This window comes from Streptomyces sp. NBC_00510, assembly GCA_036013505.1.
Taxonomy (GTDB): Bacteria; Actinomycetota; Actinomycetes; order Streptomycetales; family Streptomycetaceae; genus Actinacidiphila.
Genome location: CP107851.1, coordinates 4,009,201 through 4,026,372, shown reverse-complemented (window position 1 = coordinate 4,026,372; position 17,172 = coordinate 4,009,201). Strand labels below are relative to the sequence as shown.

Sequence of the window (17,172 nt, the reverse complement as noted above, 5' to 3'; positions counted from 1 at the left end):
CTGCTGCGGGGCGCTCACCGCGCACCTCCGCCCAGCCGCGGCTGGATCTGCCCGGCGAAGATCTCCCGCTTCCGGTCCTGGCCCAGGTGGCAGGCGGAGCCGCGCCGCTCGCCCTCGGGGATGCCGGGCCGCTCGGTGGCGCAGCGCCCGCCGCCGACCTCCTCGGTGAAGGTGCACCGCGGATGGAAGGGACACCCCGAGGGCGGGTTGAGCAGGCTGGGCGGGGTGCCGGGGATCGGGGACAGGGGCAGGTCCACCGGCGCCGACAGTCGTGGGATGGAGGCCAGCAGGCCCCAGGAGTAGGGGTGCTCGGGCGTCTTCAGGATCTCGCGCACGGTGCCGCGCTCCACGCAGCGCCCCGCGTACATCACCATCACGTCGTCCGCCGTGTTGGCCACCACGCCCAGGTCGTGGGTGATGATGATGATCGCCGTGCCCGTCTCCCGCTGCAGGTCCTTCAGCAGGTCGAGGATCTGCGCCTGCACGGTGACGTCCAGGGCCGTCGTCGGCTCGTCCGCGATGACCAGCGCCGGGTCGCAGACCAGCGCCATCGCGATCATCGCGCGCTGCCGCATGCCCCCGGAGAACTGGTGCGGGAAGTCGTCCACCCGCAGCCGCGGCTGCGGGATGCCCACCCGGGCGAGCATCTCGACCGCCCGCTCCCGGGCGGCCTTCTTCGAGGCGCCCATGTGCTTCCTGTACGGCTCGGCGATCTGCCGGCCGACCGTGTAGTACGGGGAGAGCGCGGTCAGCGAGTCCTGGAAGATCATCGCCATCTTCCGGCCGCGCAGCCGTTCCAGGGTCCGTTCGGGGGCGCCCGTCAGCTCCTGCCCGTCCAGCACGATCTCGCCGCGGATGGTGGTGTTGCGGGGGTTGTGCAGACCGAGGACCGCCAGGTTGGTGACCGACTTGCCGGAGCCGGACTCGCCGACGATGCCCAGGGTCCTGCCGCGCTCCAGGTCGAAGGAGAGCCCGTCGACGGCCTTGACCACGCCGTCCTCGGTGGCGAACTGCACGTACAGGTCACGGACCGACAGGAACGGCCCGGACGGCGTCGGGTCCCCGGGGCCGGGCGGCCCCGCCTCGGTCTTGGTGAGGATGCTCAACGGTGCTTCTCCTCTGCGTGCCGGCAAGCGTTCCGGCTCACGAAAGCCTGATCCGCGGGTCGATGAGGGCGTAGGCGGCGTCGACGACGATGTTGCAGACGACGATGATCGTGGCGCCGATCAGCATCACGGCCATCTCCAGCGGCAGGTCGCTGCGGAGCACGGCCTGCACGGACAGCAGGCCGAGCCCGTGCAGTCCGAAGGTGACCTCGGTGATGATCGCCCCGCCGAGGACCGCGGTCAGGTCGATGCCGAAGATGGTGATGATGGAGGCGGCGGCGCCGCGCAGCGCGTAGCGCAGGAACACGTACCGCGAGGACATGCCCTTGGCGCGGGCCGCCCGGATGTGGTCCTCGGACAGCTGCTCCACCATCAGCGAGCGGGTCTGACGGCTGTAGTTGGACCAGAAGATGACCGACATCACCAGGCAGGGCAGGATCAGCCCCTGCACCGAACCCCACGGGTCGTGCGACCAGTCGGGGTCGTGGCCGCGGTCCAGCACGTGCCAGCTGCTGGCGAACAGGCCGATGGCGATAGGTCCGAGGAAGTAGATCTGCACGGAGTTGCCGACCAGCGAGATGCCGCTGGCGATCCGGTCGAAGGCCTTGCCCTGCTGCCAGGCGGAGACGAGCCCGAGGCCGACGCCGACGCACAGGAACACGGTGGCGCCGCCGATCGCCAGCGACAGCGTGGTCGGGTAGCGGTCGGCGATGGTGCCCCAGACGAGCTGCTGGTCGGCGAAGGAGTAGCCGAAGCACGGCGCCGGGCAGTGACCGATGGGCATGTCGCGGCCGGCGAAGACGCCGACCATGAAGTGCCAGTACTGGGTCCAGATCGGCAGGTCCAGGCCGAGGTTCTTGCGGATCAGCGCCACGTTCTGCGGGCTGCAGTTCTTGCCGCAGGACAGCAGCGCCGGGTCGGACGGCAGGAAGAAGAAGAGGAAGTACGTGATGGCGCTGATCAGCAGCAGGATGACCAGCGCGCCCAGCACACGGCGTACCAGGAAACGCAGCATGGGTCAGGCTCTCCGTCGGTTCCGTCGGGGCGCCGGTCCCGGCCCGGGGAGAGGCCGGGACCGGCGTGTCTGCGCGGGGACTACTGCTTGACGAAGATCGTGTTGGGGTTGATCGTCCCGTAGACCTCGTTGTAGGTGACGCCGCCGAGGCCGGAGCCGTGGATGTTGAAGTACTTGTCGAAGATGAACGGGATCTGCGACGTGTCGTTCTTCAGCACGTACTCGGACAGGGTCCGGAACTCGTCGTTCTGCTTGTTGATGTCCGTGATCGCCAGGATGCGGTCGATCTCGGAGTTGACGTGATCGTCGTTGAGGAACGAGTAGTTGTTGGTGCCGTCGGCGAGGTTGCGGCCGTCCATGGTCGGCGGGACCACGGTCGAGGAGGCGGGCCAGTCGGCTCCCCAGCCGGTGCGGTAGATGTCGTACGGGGTGTCGAGCTTGCCGACGACCGTGTAGTACGAGGTCGGGTCGATGGCCTTGCGCTGGACGTCGAAGCCGGCCTTCTCCAGGGCCTTCTCGATGGTCAGCGACACGTTCTGCCAGCGCGGGGTGTTGGAGTAGGCGTAGGAGAGCTTGACCTTGCCGGTGACCCCGGCCTCCTTCAGCAGCTCCTTGGCCTTGTCGATGTCACCGGTGGGCTTGTCGAGCTTGCCGAAGGGGTCGTACTTCTTCCAGCCGGCCACGGTCGGGCTGATCAGGGTGGTGCCGAGCTCGCCCTGGGCGCCGCCGCCGAAGGCCTGCTGGACCTGGGTCATGGGGAAGGCGTACATGATCGCCTGGCGGATCTTCGGATCCGTGATCCGCTTGGTGTTGATGTTGATGACCTCGACGTACGGCTGGTACTGGTTCACCGTCCGCGACTTGTACTGCGCGTCCGTCGTCAGGGTCTGCATCTTCGACGGGTCGGAGGAGCCGGACAGGTTCACCGCGTACTTGTCGTTGCCGTCCTCGGCGGCGAGCCGGTTGGTCAGGCCCGGCTCGGCGATGCCGAGCTGGAAGTTCCAGCCGTCCGGGTAGGCGTTGCGGATCGGGTCGGTCTTCGGGTCCCAGTTGGTGTTGCGTTCGAAGACCAGTTCCTTGCCCGGCTTGTAGCTGGCGATCTTGTACGGGCCGGTCGCGACCGGGTGGTTGTTGTACTTCTGCTTGTCGTCCTTGGCCTTGGGCACCGGCGAGATGTTGGGCATCGCGGCCGCGTAGGGCGTGTCGGCGTGGGCTTCCAGGAAGTGGAAGACGATGGTCTTGTCGTCCGGGGTGTCGATCTTGTCCGCAGGGATCTCCTTGCCCTCGTACGGGCCGGTGTACGCCTTGCGGTAGTCGGCGCCGTAGAGCCACTTCTGGATGTACTGCGGGCCCTGGGTCTGGTAGTCGGCGAAGAGCCGCTCGATGCCGTACTTGACGTCCTTGGAGGTGACCGGGGTGCCGTCCTCGAACTTCAGGCCGTCCTTGAGGGTGAAGGTCCAGGTCTTCGCGCCGTCGGAGGACTTGCCGGTGTCGGTGGCGAGGTCGCCCACGAGGATCGTCTTGCCGGTCTTGGCGTCGATCTTGTAGCCGGTCAGCGAGCGGTTGTAGAGCAGCTGGACCGACAGCTGGTCACTGACGTACTGCTGGCCGGGGTCCAGGTAGTCGAAGCCCGCCTGGTCGAGGTCGTACGCCGTGCCGCCCTTCGCGGCCCCCGGGACCTCCGGGGCGGGGCCCTTGGAGTCGGCGGCCGTGCCGATGCCGAAGTTCTGCACGGTGGCCTGCTTGCCCTCGCCGCCGCCGGTGCCCGTCCCGCCGCCGCCACCGCTGCTGCACGCGGCGGACAGTGTCAGAGCCCCCAACGCCAGGAACGCGGAGGCGTAACGCGCCTTGCGAATTCTCATTGATCCCTGCCTGTCAGTGAACCGAACTGCGGATACCGACGTGCCCGGTCTCCCCCCACAGGGGCCCGGCGCGGCGGCTTGGACACCTAGCGCACGGTCTTGGGGTCGAGTGCGTCCCGGACCGAATCCCCGAGCAGGTTGAAGGCGACCACGAAAATCACCATGGCGATGCCGGGGAAGAACATGAAGGTGACGTCGGATTCGTAGTACGCCGCGGCCTGCTGGAACATCAGTCCCCAGTCCGGGGTGGGCGGCAGGATTCCGACGCCGAGATAGGAAAGGCCCGCCTCGGCGGTGACGTTCACCGGGAGCAGCAGGGTCGACTGGACCAGGATCGTGGACCAGATGTTCGGCAGCAGTTCCCTGCGGATGATCCGCGCCGACGAGGCGCCGCTGATCCTCGCGGCCTCGATGAACTCGCGCTCGCGCAGGCTCAGCACCTGGGCGCGCACCAGCCGGCCCACGCTCATCCAGCCGAGGACGAACTGGACGACGACCAGCGCCGCGATGCGCACGTAGGTCGGCTCCTCGTCGCGCGGGGAGACGAAGAGGGCCACGATCACCGGCGTGAAGGCGATGAAGAACAACTGCTGCGGGAAGGACAGCATCAGGTCCGAGAACCGGCCCATGAAGTAGTCGGTGCGCCCGCCGAGATACCCCTGGACGAGCCCGATGAGCACGCCGACGACGACGGAGACCGTGGTCACGGCGAGTGCGATGCCCAGCGAGGTGCGGATCCCGTAGATGAGCAGGGTGAACACGTCCCGGCCGAGTTGGGGTTCGAGCCCGAACCAGAAGTCGCCGTCGATGCCGCCGTTGGGCTTGAGCGGGATCCCGTAGCTGTTGAGCAGGCCCAGGTCCTGGCCGTACAGCTCGTAGGGGTTCTTGCCGTACACCTTGGAGATCAGCGGCGCGGCCAGCGCCACGACGAGGTAGAAGAGCACGACGCCGGCGCAGACCATTCCGGTGCGGTCGCGGCGGAAGCGCAGCCAGGCGAGCCGGCCCGGGGAGCGCCCCACGAGTTCGGAGGGTTCCTTGCCGGTGCCCTCGACGGGGGCGGGCGCCTCTGCCGGAACGGGTTCCGGCCGGTTCGCGGCCGTGCTCGGACTGGACATGGTCATCTGCCCCCGCACCAAAGAGTTTTGGTGGCGCATGTGTACGCCCGTGGCTAGCTAGCCGGTATTGGGCAATGGATTTGGCGGCCAGTCAAGGGGGTGAAGCGATCAGAAGACGAGATCGCCGTTATCTTGGGGCAAGGTTTTGGATATCGTCGTGAACGCGTGCTTGACAGCTTCCGCGGTCCACCCGCGAATGCGGAGGATTCAGGATGAAATTCTTTTACACGCAGGCAACTTGATCGACGCATCACCGATATACGGACGCGCCACGCTGAGCAGCGTACGGCCGTGCGGGTGCCGTGGGCCGGCCGGGGTGATCACGCATCGCCCCGGCCGGCCGCCGTACGTCCGCGGTGAACGCTGGACCGGCCCGGTACGTATCCCCTCGGAAGGCCAAACGACAGTGCTGCCGGAGGGGCCGGGGAGGTGGCCATGCGGCAGGCGTATCGGCTCGGAGGAATGGTCTGTGCCGCCCTGGGGGCCGCCGAGGCGGCCTGGCTGGGCCAGGACCTCGTGCAGTTCCGGGCGGAGGGCGCCGTCAGGGTGTGGGCGGGTCTTGCGGTACCCGTCGGAGGGGCGCCGTTGGTGACCTCCACCGTGGACCTGCTGCTCCTCGGGCTCTACGTGGCCGCCGCGGTCGCGTCCCTCAAGCCCGGCGGCGTCGGGGTCCTCGGGGCGGCCGCGGTGCTCACCCTGGCGCTGCGCACCCCCACGGCGTACCTCCTGGCCCCCTCCTCGGGCGGCAGCCCGCCCGGGCTGCAGGGAGCCCTGCTGGTGACCGCGGGCGGGCAGATCGCCGGTGCCCTCGTGCTGCTCGTCGTCGTACGGCGCACCGGCGAGGACGCGCCCGCCCCGCCGCGGCCCGCGGCGGGCGTGCTGGCGGGGATGCTGCTGCTCGTGGTGGCGCTCATCGCCGGCGTCCTGGAGTTCTCCCGGCGGTCCGACCCGGCGGCGCCGCTGCCGCCGGGGTTCTTCTGGCGCACCGCGGGCGGCGGCTACCTGGTGGACTCCCAACTGGGGGCGCCCTACGAGTGGCTGGTCTGGGCGACGGCCGGCCTGGCCGCGGCCGCGGGCCTCGCCGCGTTCGTACGGGCCCCGTTCGCCCGGCCGCTGGGCATCTGTGTGGCCGGACTGCTCGCCGTGACCGCGGTCCCGGTGATCGGCACCTCACGGATCGACGCCCCGGGCGCCGACGACTTCGCCGCCGCCTTCGCGGTGGGCGCCGCGCTGGTGGTGACGCTGCTGCTCGTCCCCGGCGACCTGGCGGCGGTGGGCGTGCCGGGCGGCGACCCGTACGTGGAGGCGGAGGTCCCCACGGCAGCGGACAACCTGTCCATGCCGCTGTACGAGCAGACCGCCGTCCTCCCCGTCTTCGGCTCCTACCCGCAGCCGCCGCCCGGCCCCGCCTCCGAGGCGCGGGCGGCGTACCTGCAGGACCCGCCCTAACCTCCCGCGACGCCCAGGGAACGCTTCAGGAACGCGACCTGGAGCAGGAGCAGGTTCTCGGCGACCTCCTCCTGCGGCGTCATGTGCGTGACCCCGGACAGCGGGAGCACCTCGTGCGGGCGGCCCGCGGCCAGCAGCGCGGAGGACAGCCGCAGGGTGTGCGCGGCCACCACGTTGTCGTCGGCGAGGCCGTGGATGATCATCAGCGGCCGGACCTCGTCCGCCGGGTCCGCCAGACCGGCGTCGGTGACCAGGGAGTTGGCGGCGTACACCGCCGGCCGCTCCTCGGGGTGGCCGAGGTAGCGCTCGGTGTAGTGCGTGTCGTACAGCCGCCAGTCGGTGACCGGCGCGCCCGCCACCGCGGCGTGGAAGACGTCCGGGCGGCGCAGCACGGCGAGCGCCGCCAGGTACCCGCCGTACGACCAGCCGCGGATGCCCACCCGGGTGAGGTCCAGGGGGTAGTGGCCGGCCAGGGCGTGCAGCACGTGGACCTGGTCGTCGAGCGTGACGCCCGCGAAGTCGCCGGCGATCGCCTTCTCCCAGGCGGGGGAGTGCCCGGGGGTGCCCCGGCCGTCCGCGACGACCACCGCGAAGCCCTGGTCGGCCAGCCACTGCGCCTGCAGGTAGCCGCGCTGGGCGCTCACCACCATCTGGCCGTGCGGCCCGCCGTACGGGTCCATCAGCACCGGCAGGGGTCCGTCGCCCTCCCGGTGCCCCGAGGGGAGCAGCACCGCCGCCGGGACGCCGCGCTCGCCGGCACTGACGAGCACCGGGCGCGCGGTGAGGACCGGGATCTCGGCGTGCGAGGCGATCTCCGCCACCCGCTCGCCGTCCCGCAGCACCCGGACGGTCGTGGCGGCCGACTCCAGCGACGCGGACGACAGCACCGTCACGGCCCCGGCGCGCACCGCGGAGTGCACGCCCGGCGCACCGCTCAGCCGGACCGCTCCGGCGGGGCCTCCGTCGGCGCGGTACACATGGATCTCGCCGATCTCCGGGTCCTTGGCGCCGTGCCCCGCCGAGGCCGACAGCAGGACGCCGTCGCCGTCCGTCCCGAGCACCGCACGCACGTGCAACTCCGGTCCCGTCCACGGCTGTTCACCGACGAACAGCGCTCGCGAGCCGTTCTCGTCGGAGATGCGCACGAGGCGCTCGCCGGGCATCCAGGCGGGCACCCCGGGGAAAAGATCAAGCCAGATTTCATCGCTGTCCCGGTGCACCTCCCGGGTGCCGCCGGTGGCGGTGTCCACCGTCAGGTACAGCTGCTCGCGCTGGTCCCGGGTCTGGACCAGCAGCAGCGGCGGGCCCGCCGCCGACCAGTGCACCTGTGCGAGGTACGGATGGCGCTCGCGGTCCCACTCCACCGGCGTCGCCGCCCCGTCCAGCGTCAGCAGGACCAGCGTGACCTCGGCGTTCGGGGTGCCGGCGGCGGGGTAGGCCACCTCGGCGGGCGGCTGCGCGGGGTTCGCGGGGTCGGCGATCCACCAGCGGCGGACCGGGGACGCGTCCACCCGGGCCGCCAGCACGGAGGCACCGTCCGGGGCCCACCAGTAGCCGCGGCTGCGGGACATCTCCTCGGCGGCGATGAACTCCGCCAGTCCGTAGCCGACGTCCGGGCCCTCGGGCTCGGCCAGCGCCCGGTCCCCGCCGCCGTCGGCGTCCACCACGCGCAGCGCACCGTCCGCCACGTAGGCCACCCGGCGGCCGTCCGGCGACGGACGCGGGTCCACCACGGGGCCCGGCACGGCGATCTCCCGGGCCGTGCCGGCCCGCAGCTCCGCCGTGAAGAGCCTTCCGGACAAGGCGAACGCGGCCAGCTCCACCGCGTCGTCGGTCGCGTAGCCGACGATTCCGGCCGAACCCTCCCGGCTGCGCTCCCGGCGCGCCCTCTCCTGCGGCGACAGTTCCTCCGCCGCGCCGGACAGCAGCACCCCGGGGTCCGCCGCGACCCGTTCGGCGCCGGACTGCGGGTCCAGCACCCACAGCAGGTGCGAGCGGTCGGTCCCGAAACGGGAGCGCAGGAAGACGATCCGGCCGCCGTCCGGCGACACGGTGAAGGCGCGCGGGGCGCCGAGCGAGAACCGCTGCGTGCGGGCGTACTGCCGCGGGAACGAGAGCGCTTGCGTCATGGGGGGAGTGTGTCACCGCCCGCCGGTGAGCCCGGCGCACGCCAACCACGAGATCCGGCCATGCGCCCCCGCGTGCTCCCGTGCGACGAGCTATGCGGTGCGCCACAAAGTTATGATCCACTGCCGAGAGTGGGTAACAACCGGTTGGCAAGTGCTGTCGGACTCTGAGGCCCTGGAGGTGTGCCGCTGTGGCACTTTCGATTTCGGCGGTGCTGCTGCTGCTGATCGTCGTCTTCCTGCTGGTCAGGAAAGCCGGTTTGAAGGCGGGGCACGCGGTGGTCTGCGTACTGCTCGGGTTCTACCTGGCGAGTTCCTCCATCGCGCCGACGATCCGGGACCTCACCAGCAACGTCGCGGGCATGATCGGCGACTTCAAGTTCTGAGCCCGTGGCTTCCCCCTGGTGAGCCGCGGGGCCTGCCCTAGGCTCTCCTCATGACCGCACCGCCCGCCCGCCGACTGCTGCTCGTCCACGCGCATCCCGACGACGAGTCGATCAACAACGGCGCCACCATGGCCAAGTACGCCGCCGAGGGCGCGCTCGTCACGCTGGTGACGTGCACCCTCGGCGAGGAGGGCGAGGTCATCCCGCCCGAGCTGGCGCACCTGGCCCCCGATCGCGACGACACCCTCGGCGCGCACCGGACCGGTGAACTCGCCGAGGCCATGGCGCAGCTCGGCGTCACCGACCACCGTTTCCTGGGCGGCCCCGGCCGCTTCCGGGACTCCGGGATGATGGGCGTGCCGCAGAACGACCGGCCGGAGAGCTTCTGGCAGGCGGACCTCGACCTCGCGTCCTCGTACCTCGTGGAGGTGATCCGCGAGGTCCGTCCGCAGGTCCTGGTCACCTACGACCCCGACGGCGGCTACGGCCACCCCGACCACATCAAGGCGCACCGGGTCGCCATGCGCGCCGCCGAACTGGCCGCGGAGCCGGCCTACCGGCGTGACCTCGGCGGCCCGCACTCCATCGCCAAGATCTACTGGAACTGCATCCCGCGCCACGTGGTCGAGGAGGGCTTCGCCCGGCTGCGCGGTGCCGGCCGGCAGATCCCCTTCGAGGGCATCGCGACCGCAGACGACGTCCCGGGCGTGGTGGACGACGGTCTGGTGACCGCCGCCATCGACGTGGAGGCCCGCTACGCCGGGCAGAAGGCCGCGGCGATGAAGGCCCACGTCACCCAGATCGCGGTGGACGGCCCGTTCTTCGCGCTCTCCAACGACCTCGGACAGCCCCTGTTCGGCGCCGAGTTCTACCGTCTGGTCAAGGGCGTGCCCGCGCCGGCCGGGAGCCTGGAGGACGATCTGTTCGCGGGGACCGGGGCATGAGGCGCGCCGCCTACCCGTTGCTCGCGGTCCTGGGCGTGCTGGTCGCCGTCGCGGGGTCGCTGGTCCAGGCCGCCTGGTTCCCGGGCGGGTTGCTGCTCGCTCTCGCCGGGAGCGCGGCGCTCTTCCACGGCGGCGCCCGGCTGACCGGCACGCGGCTGGGCGCCGTGGTGCCGGCGGCGGTGTGGCTGATCACCGTGATGCTGCTGAGCTCCGCCCGCCCGGAGGGTGATTTCCTGTTCGCCAACGGAATCAGTCCGTACGTCTACCTGTTGGGCGGAGCGATGGCCGGCGTGATGTCGGCCACGCTTGTGCAACCCCGTCCTCCCGCCGGTGGATCACTTGAGGCACCATAGGCGCCACGTTGCGTCCGTTACGGAGCGAGCGTCGCCCGTTTTGGCGGTTGACGTCACATAAACCCCTTTGATCAGGGCGGTCTCCATCCGGCGGGCAGGCGGCTCCGACGCGGCGCCCAGTATGGTGGTGCGCGCCGCCGGGCCGCCCGCGGAAAGGCCGTGACGGGTGGCGAAGCGAACCGGGAGAGCCTGCTTTGAGTCGTGAAACTGATCGTCCGTCCCCCGGCCCCCAGGGCCGGGGCGGAGCCGCGTACCCCTCGGGTACCCCGCCGTACGGAACCCGACCGTTTCCGTCGCTGCATCCGCAGGAGGACCCGCGCGACGGGGCCGCGACCGGGGAGCCCGCTGCGGCTCCCGCCGCGGAGGAGACCAAGACCGAGACCACGTTGACCACCCGGGTGCGCATCAACATCCCCGGGTCCCGGCCGATCCCGCCGGTCGTCGTCCGCACGCCCGTCGAGGGCGGCGCGGAGGGCGGGGCGCCCGCCGGGTCCGCCCCGGCCGCCCCCGAGGCCGAGTCGGCCCCGCTGCCCACGGGCTGGACCGTCGGCGGCGGCACCGGGGCCGGTCAGGGCGTTCCGGCGCCCGCGCCGGAACCCGCCGTGGAGCCGGCTCCGGCGCCGAAGGGCGAGAAGCCGGCCAGCGACTGGTTCGCGCCGCGGAAGGCAGCGCCCAGGCCCGAGGCCGGCCCGGGGCCGGGCCCGGCGCCCGGTCCCGAGGCGACGCAGGGGTTCTCCGCGCCCGAGGTCACCCAGCCGATGCAGCTCGGCGACATCCCCGCCCAGCCCGGCCCCATGGAGCGCGGACCGGTCCCCGGACCGGGCGCCGCCCCCGGCGGCCCGCGACGCGGTGGCATCCCGTACCTGAACGACGGCGCGGTCGGCCCGGCCGGTCCCGGCGGTCCGGTGGCGCCGGGTGGCCCCGGTGGCCCCGCGGGTCCCGGTGGCCCCGTGATGCCGGGCGGCCCGGGTGGCCCGGGTGGCCCGGGCGGTCCCGGTGGTCCCGGCGGCCCTGGGGGCCCCGCGGGTCCCGGACGCCCCGCGCCTGCACCGCGCCCGTTCCCCGGCGGCCCCGGCGCGGGGCCCGCCGGTCCCGGAGCAGGCACGCCCTTCCCGGGGCAGCACCCGCCGGCCGGCCCCACCACGGGCCCGGTCACCGGGGAGATGCGGGTGCCCCCGGCGGGCCCCGCCGCCGGCCGGCCGCCGTTCCCCACGCCGTTCCCGTCCTCCGCGGCCGACCGGATGTCCGGCGACACCGTCGTCAGCGGCATCCCGGCGGTTCCCCCCGCGGGACCGTCCGCCACCCGGCCGGCCCCGCCCGCCGGCCGTCAGAGCGCGGCGCAGCCCGAGGCCAAGGGCCGCTCCAAGCTCATACTGGCGGGCGTCGGCGTGCTGGGCGTGCTGGGCATCGCCTACGGCGCGGGACTGCTGATGGACCACTCCGACGTCCCGGCCGGCACGACCGTCTACGGCGTCGGGATCGGCGGGAAGACCAAGGACCAGGCCGTCGCGGTCCTCGACCAGGCGCTCGGCTCCCGCAAGAACGCGCCGATCACCGTCACCGTCGGCGACCAGCGCACGTCGCTGAAGCCCGCGACCGCCGGTCTCGTCCTCGACACCGACGCGACCGTCCGCAACGTGGCGCATCGCGACTACAACCCGGTCACCGTCATCGGCTCGCTGTTCGGCGGCTCGCGCGCGGCCGAGCCCGTGCTGACCACGGACAGCGAGAAGCTCCGCGCCCAGTTGGAGAAGCTCTCCCAGGGGCTCGGCGGCTCGGGCTCCGAGGGCATGGTCAAGTTCGTGAAGGGCAAGGCCGTCGCCGTCCCCGGCAAGCCCCACGAGGGCGTGGACGTGGCCGCCTCGATCGACACCGTCACCGCCGCCTACGCCACGCAGGTCGCCACCGGCAAGGCCGGCGCGGTCAGCCTGAAGGTCACCACCGTCCAGCCCAAGGTGACCCAGGAGGCGCTCGACAAGGCCGTCAACGGCTTCGGGAAGACGGCCATGTCCGGGTTCGTCATGGTCCGTGCGGGCGCCGCGGATCCCGTCCCGTTCAGCCCGCAGAACTCGCTGTCGAAGATCCTCACGATGGTGCCGGACCAGGACGGCAACCTGACGCCGTACATCGACCGCAAGGTGCTCCAGGGCCTGTACGGCGGCGCCTTCGACGGTGTCCTGGTCGAGCGCGGGGACGGCAGCAAGACCGCCGTCACCCCGGAGGACGTCGCCTCCGCGATGCTGCCCGCGCTGCAGACCACCGACACCGCCAAGAAGACGGTGACCATCGAGGGCACGTCCTGACCCCCGGTCGCCCGATCCACGCGTCAAGGGTGTGGCCCCGGTACCCGTACCGGGGCCACACCCATGACATCTGTCATCCGCGGGACAGGACGCCCGGCACTGCCGCGCGGACCGCGCCGTAGGCGACGCTGCTGCCATGACCGCAACAGTGTTCACGCACGTGAGCAAGAGCTTCGGTCAGGTCCGGGCCGTCGACGACCTGAGCCTGACCCTCCACCCGGGTGAGACCGTCGCCCTGCTGGGCCCCAACGGCGCCGGCAAGTCGACCACCCTTGACCTGCTGCTGGGGCTGCGCACGCCCGACTCCGGCACCGTCGAGGTCTTCGGGACCACCCCGCGCCGGGCGATCACCGAGGGCCGGGTCGGGGCCGTGCTGCAGAGCGGCGGCCTCATGGAGGAGGTCACCGTGCGCGAACTGGTACGGCTCGCCTGCGACCTGCACCCGCGGGCCCACCCCGTCGCCGAGGTGATGGCGGCCGCCGGGCTGGAGTCCATCGGCGACCGCAAGGTCGACAAGCTCTCCGGCGGCCAGGAGCAGCGCGTGCGCTTCGCCCTGGCCACGGCGGGCGCGAGCGACCTGCTGGTCCTCGACGAGCCGACCACCGGCATGGACGTCTCCGCCCGGCAGGCCTTCTGGGAGGCCATGCGCGGCCAGGTGAAGCAGGGCCGCGCGGTGCTCTTCGCGACCCACTACCTGGAGGAGGCGGACGCCGTCGCCGACCGGGTGCTCGTCCTGCAGGGCGGGCGGCTGGTGGCCGACGGCACCGCCGCCGAGATCAAGGCGCGGGCCGGGGCCCGGCGTATCGTCTTCGACCTGGACACCCCGCCGGACGAGCCCGCCCTGCGGGCCCTGCCACGGGTCACGGACGTGGAGATCACCGGGCGCACGGTGCGCATCCGTTCCACGGACGCCGACGCGACGGTGCACGCGGTCTACGCGGCCGGGCTCTACCCCCGGCACCTGGAGGTCGCCGGGCTCGGCCTGGAGCAGGCCTTCCTGGCCATCACGGAGTCGTCCAAGGAGTCCGAGGAGGAGGTGGCGGCGCGATGAGGACGCTGGCCCGGCTGGAGATCCTGCGCGTCCTGCGCAACCGCAGGTTCATGTTCTTCTCGGTGCTGTACCCGGTGCTGCTCTTCATGATCCTCACGGCGGGCCAGAAGGCCGCGATGGTGCCGTACTACATGGTCGCGATGTGCGCCTTCGGCGCCATGACCGCCGTGCTCATGGGCAACTCCGAGCGGATCGCCCGGGAGCGCGACAAGGGCTGGGTGCGCCAGCTGCGGCTCACCGCCCTCCCCGGGCGCGGCTACGTCCTGGCGAAGATCGCCGCGGCGGCCACGGTCAGCCTGCCCTCGATCGTGCTCGTGCTGCTCGCCGGCGGCGCCGTGAAGGGCGTGCGGATGGCCGCCTGGCAGTGGGCCGGGGTACTGCTCACCAGCTGGGCGGGGAGCTTCGTCTTCGCCGCGCTCGGCGTGGCCATCGGCTACGTCGCCTCGGCGGAGACCGCCCGCCCCATCGCGATGATCGCCTACTTCGGGCTCGCGCTGCTCGGCGGCCTGTGGATGCCCTTCAGCTCCTTCCCCGGCTGGCTGCGCGACATCGCGAACCTGCTGCCGGCCCGGCCGTACGCGGCGCTCGGTCAGGCCGTCGAACTCGGCCAGGCCCCGCACGCCCGGGACGTCGCCGTACTGGTGGTCTACGGGCTGGTCTTCGCCGGGACAGCCGCTTGGATGTACCGCAAGGACACCGCGAAGGCCTGAGAGGAGAACGATCGTGGCCGCCGGAACGACACAGCAGCGGGAGGCCGCCGAGCCCCGGGACGCCCCGGCCATCGGCCGGGCCCCGGAGAACCGCCGCCAGGCCGTGGTCAAGCTGGTCTGGGTGGCCATGTGGATGCTCTACCTGGGCGCCCCGGTCAGCGACCTCGCCGAGGGCGGGCACGGCCTCACCGCGACCGTGCTCGGCTGGCTCGGGCTCGCCGCCTTCGTCGCCGCCTACCTGGGCATCGTCTTCCTGCGGACCAACGCGGAACACCAGCCGCGCTGGGTGTACGGGCAGCTCCTGCTGCTCGGCGCGCTGGGCCTGCTGATGACGTTCACCCTGGGCGACGCCTTCCTCGTGCTGTTCGTCTACCTGGCCGTCGGCTGCGGGGCGGTGCTGCCCGGCCGGCAGGCGCGCTGGGCGATCCCGCTGGTCACCGCGGTGCTCGCGGCCGTCGCCGGGCTCACCGGGGCGAACGAGGCCACGGTGGTCTCGCTGCTCGTGCCGTGCCTGCTCGGCGGCTACGCCATGACCGGGGTGCGCCAGCTGGTGCGCACCACCCGCGAACTGCGCGAGGCCCGGGCGGCGGTGGCCCAGCTCGCCGCCACGGAGGAACGGCTGCGGCTCGCCCGCGACCTGCACGACCTGCTCGGCCACTCGCTGTCGCTGATCACCCTCAAGAGCGAACTGGCCGGACGCATGCTGCCCGGCCGTCCCGAGGACGCCGCCGCGCAGGTCGCCGACATCGAGCGGGTCAGCCGGCAGGCCCTCGTGGACGTCCGGGAGGCCGTCAGCGGCTACCGCAGGCCCACCCTCGCCGCCGAGCTCGCCGGCGCCCGCGGCGCCCTGCAGGCCGCCGGCGTCCGCGCCGAGCTGCCCGCCACCGTGGCCGCCCCGCTCACCCCGGAGGCCGAGGGCGCGCTGGCCTGGGCCCTGCGCGAGGCCGTCACCAACGTCGTACGGCACAGCGGCGCCTCCCGCTGCGTGGTGACCGTCGCCGAGGACGACGGCACGGTACGGCTCACCGTCGCCGACGACGGCCGCGGCCCGGGCCCCGGCGGCACACGGCGCGGCAACGGCCTGACCGGCATGGAAGAGCGCCTGCTGCTCGCCGGTGGCCGCCTGGAGACCGCCGCGGACGGCGGCTTCACCCTCCACGCCGTCGTCCCGGCCGACTACGCTCACGGCCATGATCCGGGTGCTGCTGGCGGAGGACCAGTCGATGGTGCGCGAGGCCCTGGCCGCGCTGCTGGGGCTTGAGGAGGACATCGAGGTGGTCGCGCAGGTCGCGCGCGGCGAGGACGTCCTCGGAGCGGCCCGCGACGCCGGGGTGCAGGTCGCGCTCCTCGACATCGAGATGCCCGGCGTGATGACCGGCCTCGACGCGGCCGCCGTGGTGCGGGCGGAACTGCCCGGGGTCCGCGTCGTCATCGTCACCACGTTCGGCCGGCCCGGGTACCTGCGCCGGGCCATGGAGGCGGGCGCCGACGCGTTCCTGGTCAAGGACGCGCCTGCGGGGGAACTCGCGGAGGCGGTGCGCAGGGTGCTGCGGGGGGAGAAGGTGATCGACCCGGCGCTCGCCGCCGCCGCGCTCTCGGAGGGGGCCGACCCCCTCACCCCGCGCGAGCGCGACGTCCTGCGCGCGGCGGCCGACGGTTCCCTCAACGCGGACATCGCCCGCCGCCTCCACCTCTCCGAGGGGACCGTCCGCAACTACCTCTCCACCGCGATCCAGAAGACCGCCGCGCGCAACCGAACCGAAGCGGTCCGCATCGCCCTCGAACGCGGCTGGCTCTAGCCGCCCGCCGCCCGCCGCCCGGGCCCGTGGGGGTCGCGGGAAGTCGTTCCTCCCCCAGCTACCGCTGGGGGTGCCCCCAGCCTCCGGCGGGCGGCCGACCCGCAACCCTCCCCGGGTGGTCAGTTGAGGAGCGCGCGGGCGGCCCGCGCCTGCCGCCGCATCGCCGTCGCGGCGGACGGCTCCGCCTCGGCGAGCACGTCCGCGTACGCCTCCATCTCCGCGGCGCCCCGCGCGAAGTCCCCCTTCCGCACCAGGAGCTGGGCGTGCTCGAGGCGCAGCCGTGCCGGATGGTGGGGCAGCAGCAGCGCCAGTTCGACCGCCCACAGCTGTGTCGTCAGGTGCTCCGGCCGTGCCGAGGCCCACGCGCGGATGTTGTTGAGCACCCGCAGCACGATGTCCAGCGGATCCGCGGGTTCCAGCATCGCCGGGGAGGGCGCGGTCCCCGTCGCGCCCGCCACCAGCAGGCGCACGTCCTCCTCCCCGAGCCGCCGGCCGCCGTTGAAGGGGTCGGCCAGCACGAAGACGCCCGCGGGGTCGCCGAAGCCCACGACGAAGTGCCCGGGGAGGGCGACGCCGTGGACCGGGCCGCCGGCACGCCGGACGACCTCCATCCAGACCACCGACAGCAGGATCGGCAGCCCGCGCCGCCGTTGCAGCACCTCGTGCAGCAGCGAGGACTCCAGCCGCTGGTAGTCGGCCGGGGAGCCGCCGAACCCGCAGCGGCCGGCGAGCAGTTCGGCGGCGGCGTCGGCCCACTCGGCGGGGCCGGTGAGGCCGTACGGCAGGAGCCCGGCGAGACGGTCGAGTTCCATCTGCGCCGCGTCCGTCCCGGCCTCGTCGAGGGACGGGTCGGCCTCGGCCCCGATGAGCAGGCACAGGTCAGCGAGGTCGGGGCGCACCTCGCGGGCGGCCTCGGCGAAGCGCTGCCTGGTGGAGTCGTCCATACCGGGGTT

The 17,172-nt window shown here is 72.6% G+C and carries 15 protein-coding genes; 9 read left to right on the top strand and 6 right to left on the bottom strand.

The genetic code is table 11. The features are described 5' to 3' along the window. Positions 1-14: 14 nt before the first annotated feature. The 4 genes from OG937_17770 to OG937_17755 all read right to left on the bottom strand — a co-directional run bounded on the left by OG937_17770 (position 15) and on the right by OG937_17755 (position 5,098). The gene (locus OG937_17770) at positions 15-1,106 is read right to left on the bottom strand and encodes an ABC transporter ATP-binding protein (protein WUD73394.1); all 1,092 of its coding nucleotides are present in this window, start codon (positions 1,104-1,106) and stop codon (positions 15-17) included. Between the two features lie 37 nt (positions 1,107-1,143). Then, complete coding sequence (locus OG937_17765; GenBank protein ID WUD73393.1) at positions 1,144-2,121, bottom strand: ABC transporter permease; 978 nt, start codon at positions 2,119-2,121, stop codon at positions 1,144-1,146. Between the two features lie 80 nt (positions 2,122-2,201). Next, positions 2,202-3,983, bottom strand: coding sequence for an ABC transporter substrate-binding protein (locus OG937_17760; protein ID WUD73392.1), 1,782 nt, complete (start codon positions 3,981-3,983; stop codon positions 2,202-2,204). A gap of 86 nt (positions 3,984-4,069) precedes the next feature. After that, the gene (locus tag OG937_17755) at positions 4,070-5,098 is read right to left on the bottom strand and encodes an ABC transporter permease (protein ID WUD78794.1); all 1,029 of its coding nucleotides are present in this window, start codon (positions 5,096-5,098) and stop codon (positions 4,070-4,072) included. Positions 5,099-5,533: 435 nt separating this feature from the next. On the opposite strand from OG937_17755, the gene OG937_17750 reads away from it, so the two are divergent. Continuing rightward, positions 5,534-6,547, top strand: coding sequence for a hypothetical protein (locus OG937_17750; protein ID WUD73391.1), 1,014 nt, complete (start codon positions 5,534-5,536; stop codon positions 6,545-6,547). On the opposite strand, the gene OG937_17745 is transcribed toward OG937_17750, so the two are convergent. Next, on the bottom strand, positions 6,544-8,676 hold the full coding sequence (locus OG937_17745) for a prolyl oligopeptidase family serine peptidase (GenBank protein WUD73390.1): 2,133 nt from the start codon (positions 8,674-8,676) through the stop codon (positions 6,544-6,546). The genes OG937_17750 and OG937_17745 overlap by 4 nt on opposite strands. Before the next feature lie 188 nt (positions 8,677-8,864). Here OG937_17745 and OG937_17740 point away from each other — a divergent pair, with 188 nt between their 5' ends. The 8 genes from OG937_17740 to OG937_17705 all read left to right on the top strand — a co-directional run bounded on the left by OG937_17740 (position 8,865) and on the right by OG937_17705 (position 16,219). Next, positions 8,865-9,059, top strand: a complete 195-nt coding sequence (locus tag OG937_17740) for a hypothetical protein (protein WUD73389.1) — start codon at positions 8,865-8,867, stop codon at positions 9,057-9,059. A gap of 50 nt (positions 9,060-9,109) precedes the next feature. After that, a complete protein-coding gene (mshB, locus tag OG937_17735; protein ID WUD73388.1) occupies positions 9,110-10,003 on the top strand; it encodes an N-acetyl-1-D-myo-inositol-2-amino-2-deoxy-alpha-D-glucopyranoside deacetylase in 894 nt (297 codons plus the stop codon). Then, complete coding sequence (locus tag OG937_17730; GenBank protein ID WUD73387.1) at positions 10,000-10,356, top strand: DUF6113 family protein; 357 nt, start codon at positions 10,000-10,002, stop codon at positions 10,354-10,356. Before mshB ends, OG937_17730 begins: the two co-directional genes overlap by 4 nt. A gap of 194 nt (positions 10,357-10,550) precedes the next feature. Then, a complete protein-coding gene (locus tag OG937_17725; protein WUD73386.1) occupies positions 10,551-12,659 on the top strand; it encodes a hypothetical protein in 2,109 nt (702 codons plus the stop codon). Positions 12,660-12,795: 136 nt separating this feature from the next. Then, positions 12,796-13,710: an ABC transporter ATP-binding protein gene (locus OG937_17720; protein ID WUD73385.1), complete on the top strand. Its 915-nt coding sequence runs from the start codon at positions 12,796-12,798 to the stop codon at positions 13,708-13,710. Continuing rightward, complete coding sequence (locus OG937_17715) at positions 13,707-14,420, top strand: ABC transporter permease (protein ID WUD73384.1); 714 nt, start codon at positions 13,707-13,709, stop codon at positions 14,418-14,420. Before OG937_17720 ends, OG937_17715 begins: the two co-directional genes overlap by 4 nt. 13 nt (positions 14,421-14,433) lie before the next feature. Next, the gene (locus OG937_17710; GenBank protein ID WUD73383.1) at positions 14,434-15,681 is read left to right on the top strand and encodes a sensor histidine kinase; all 1,248 of its coding nucleotides are present in this window, start codon (positions 14,434-14,436) and stop codon (positions 15,679-15,681) included. After that, positions 15,611-16,219, top strand: coding sequence for a response regulator transcription factor (locus tag OG937_17705; GenBank protein WUD73382.1), 609 nt, complete (start codon positions 15,611-15,613; stop codon positions 16,217-16,219). Before OG937_17710 ends, OG937_17705 begins: the two co-directional genes overlap by 71 nt. A 119-nt stretch (positions 16,220-16,338) precedes the next feature. Here the strand turns inward: OG937_17705 and OG937_17700 are convergent, their stop codons facing one another. After that, the gene (locus tag OG937_17700; protein ID WUD73381.1) at positions 16,339-17,163 is read right to left on the bottom strand and encodes a transglutaminase-like domain-containing protein; all 825 of its coding nucleotides are present in this window, start codon (positions 17,161-17,163) and stop codon (positions 16,339-16,341) included. Positions 17,164-17,172 lie beyond the last annotated feature (9 nt).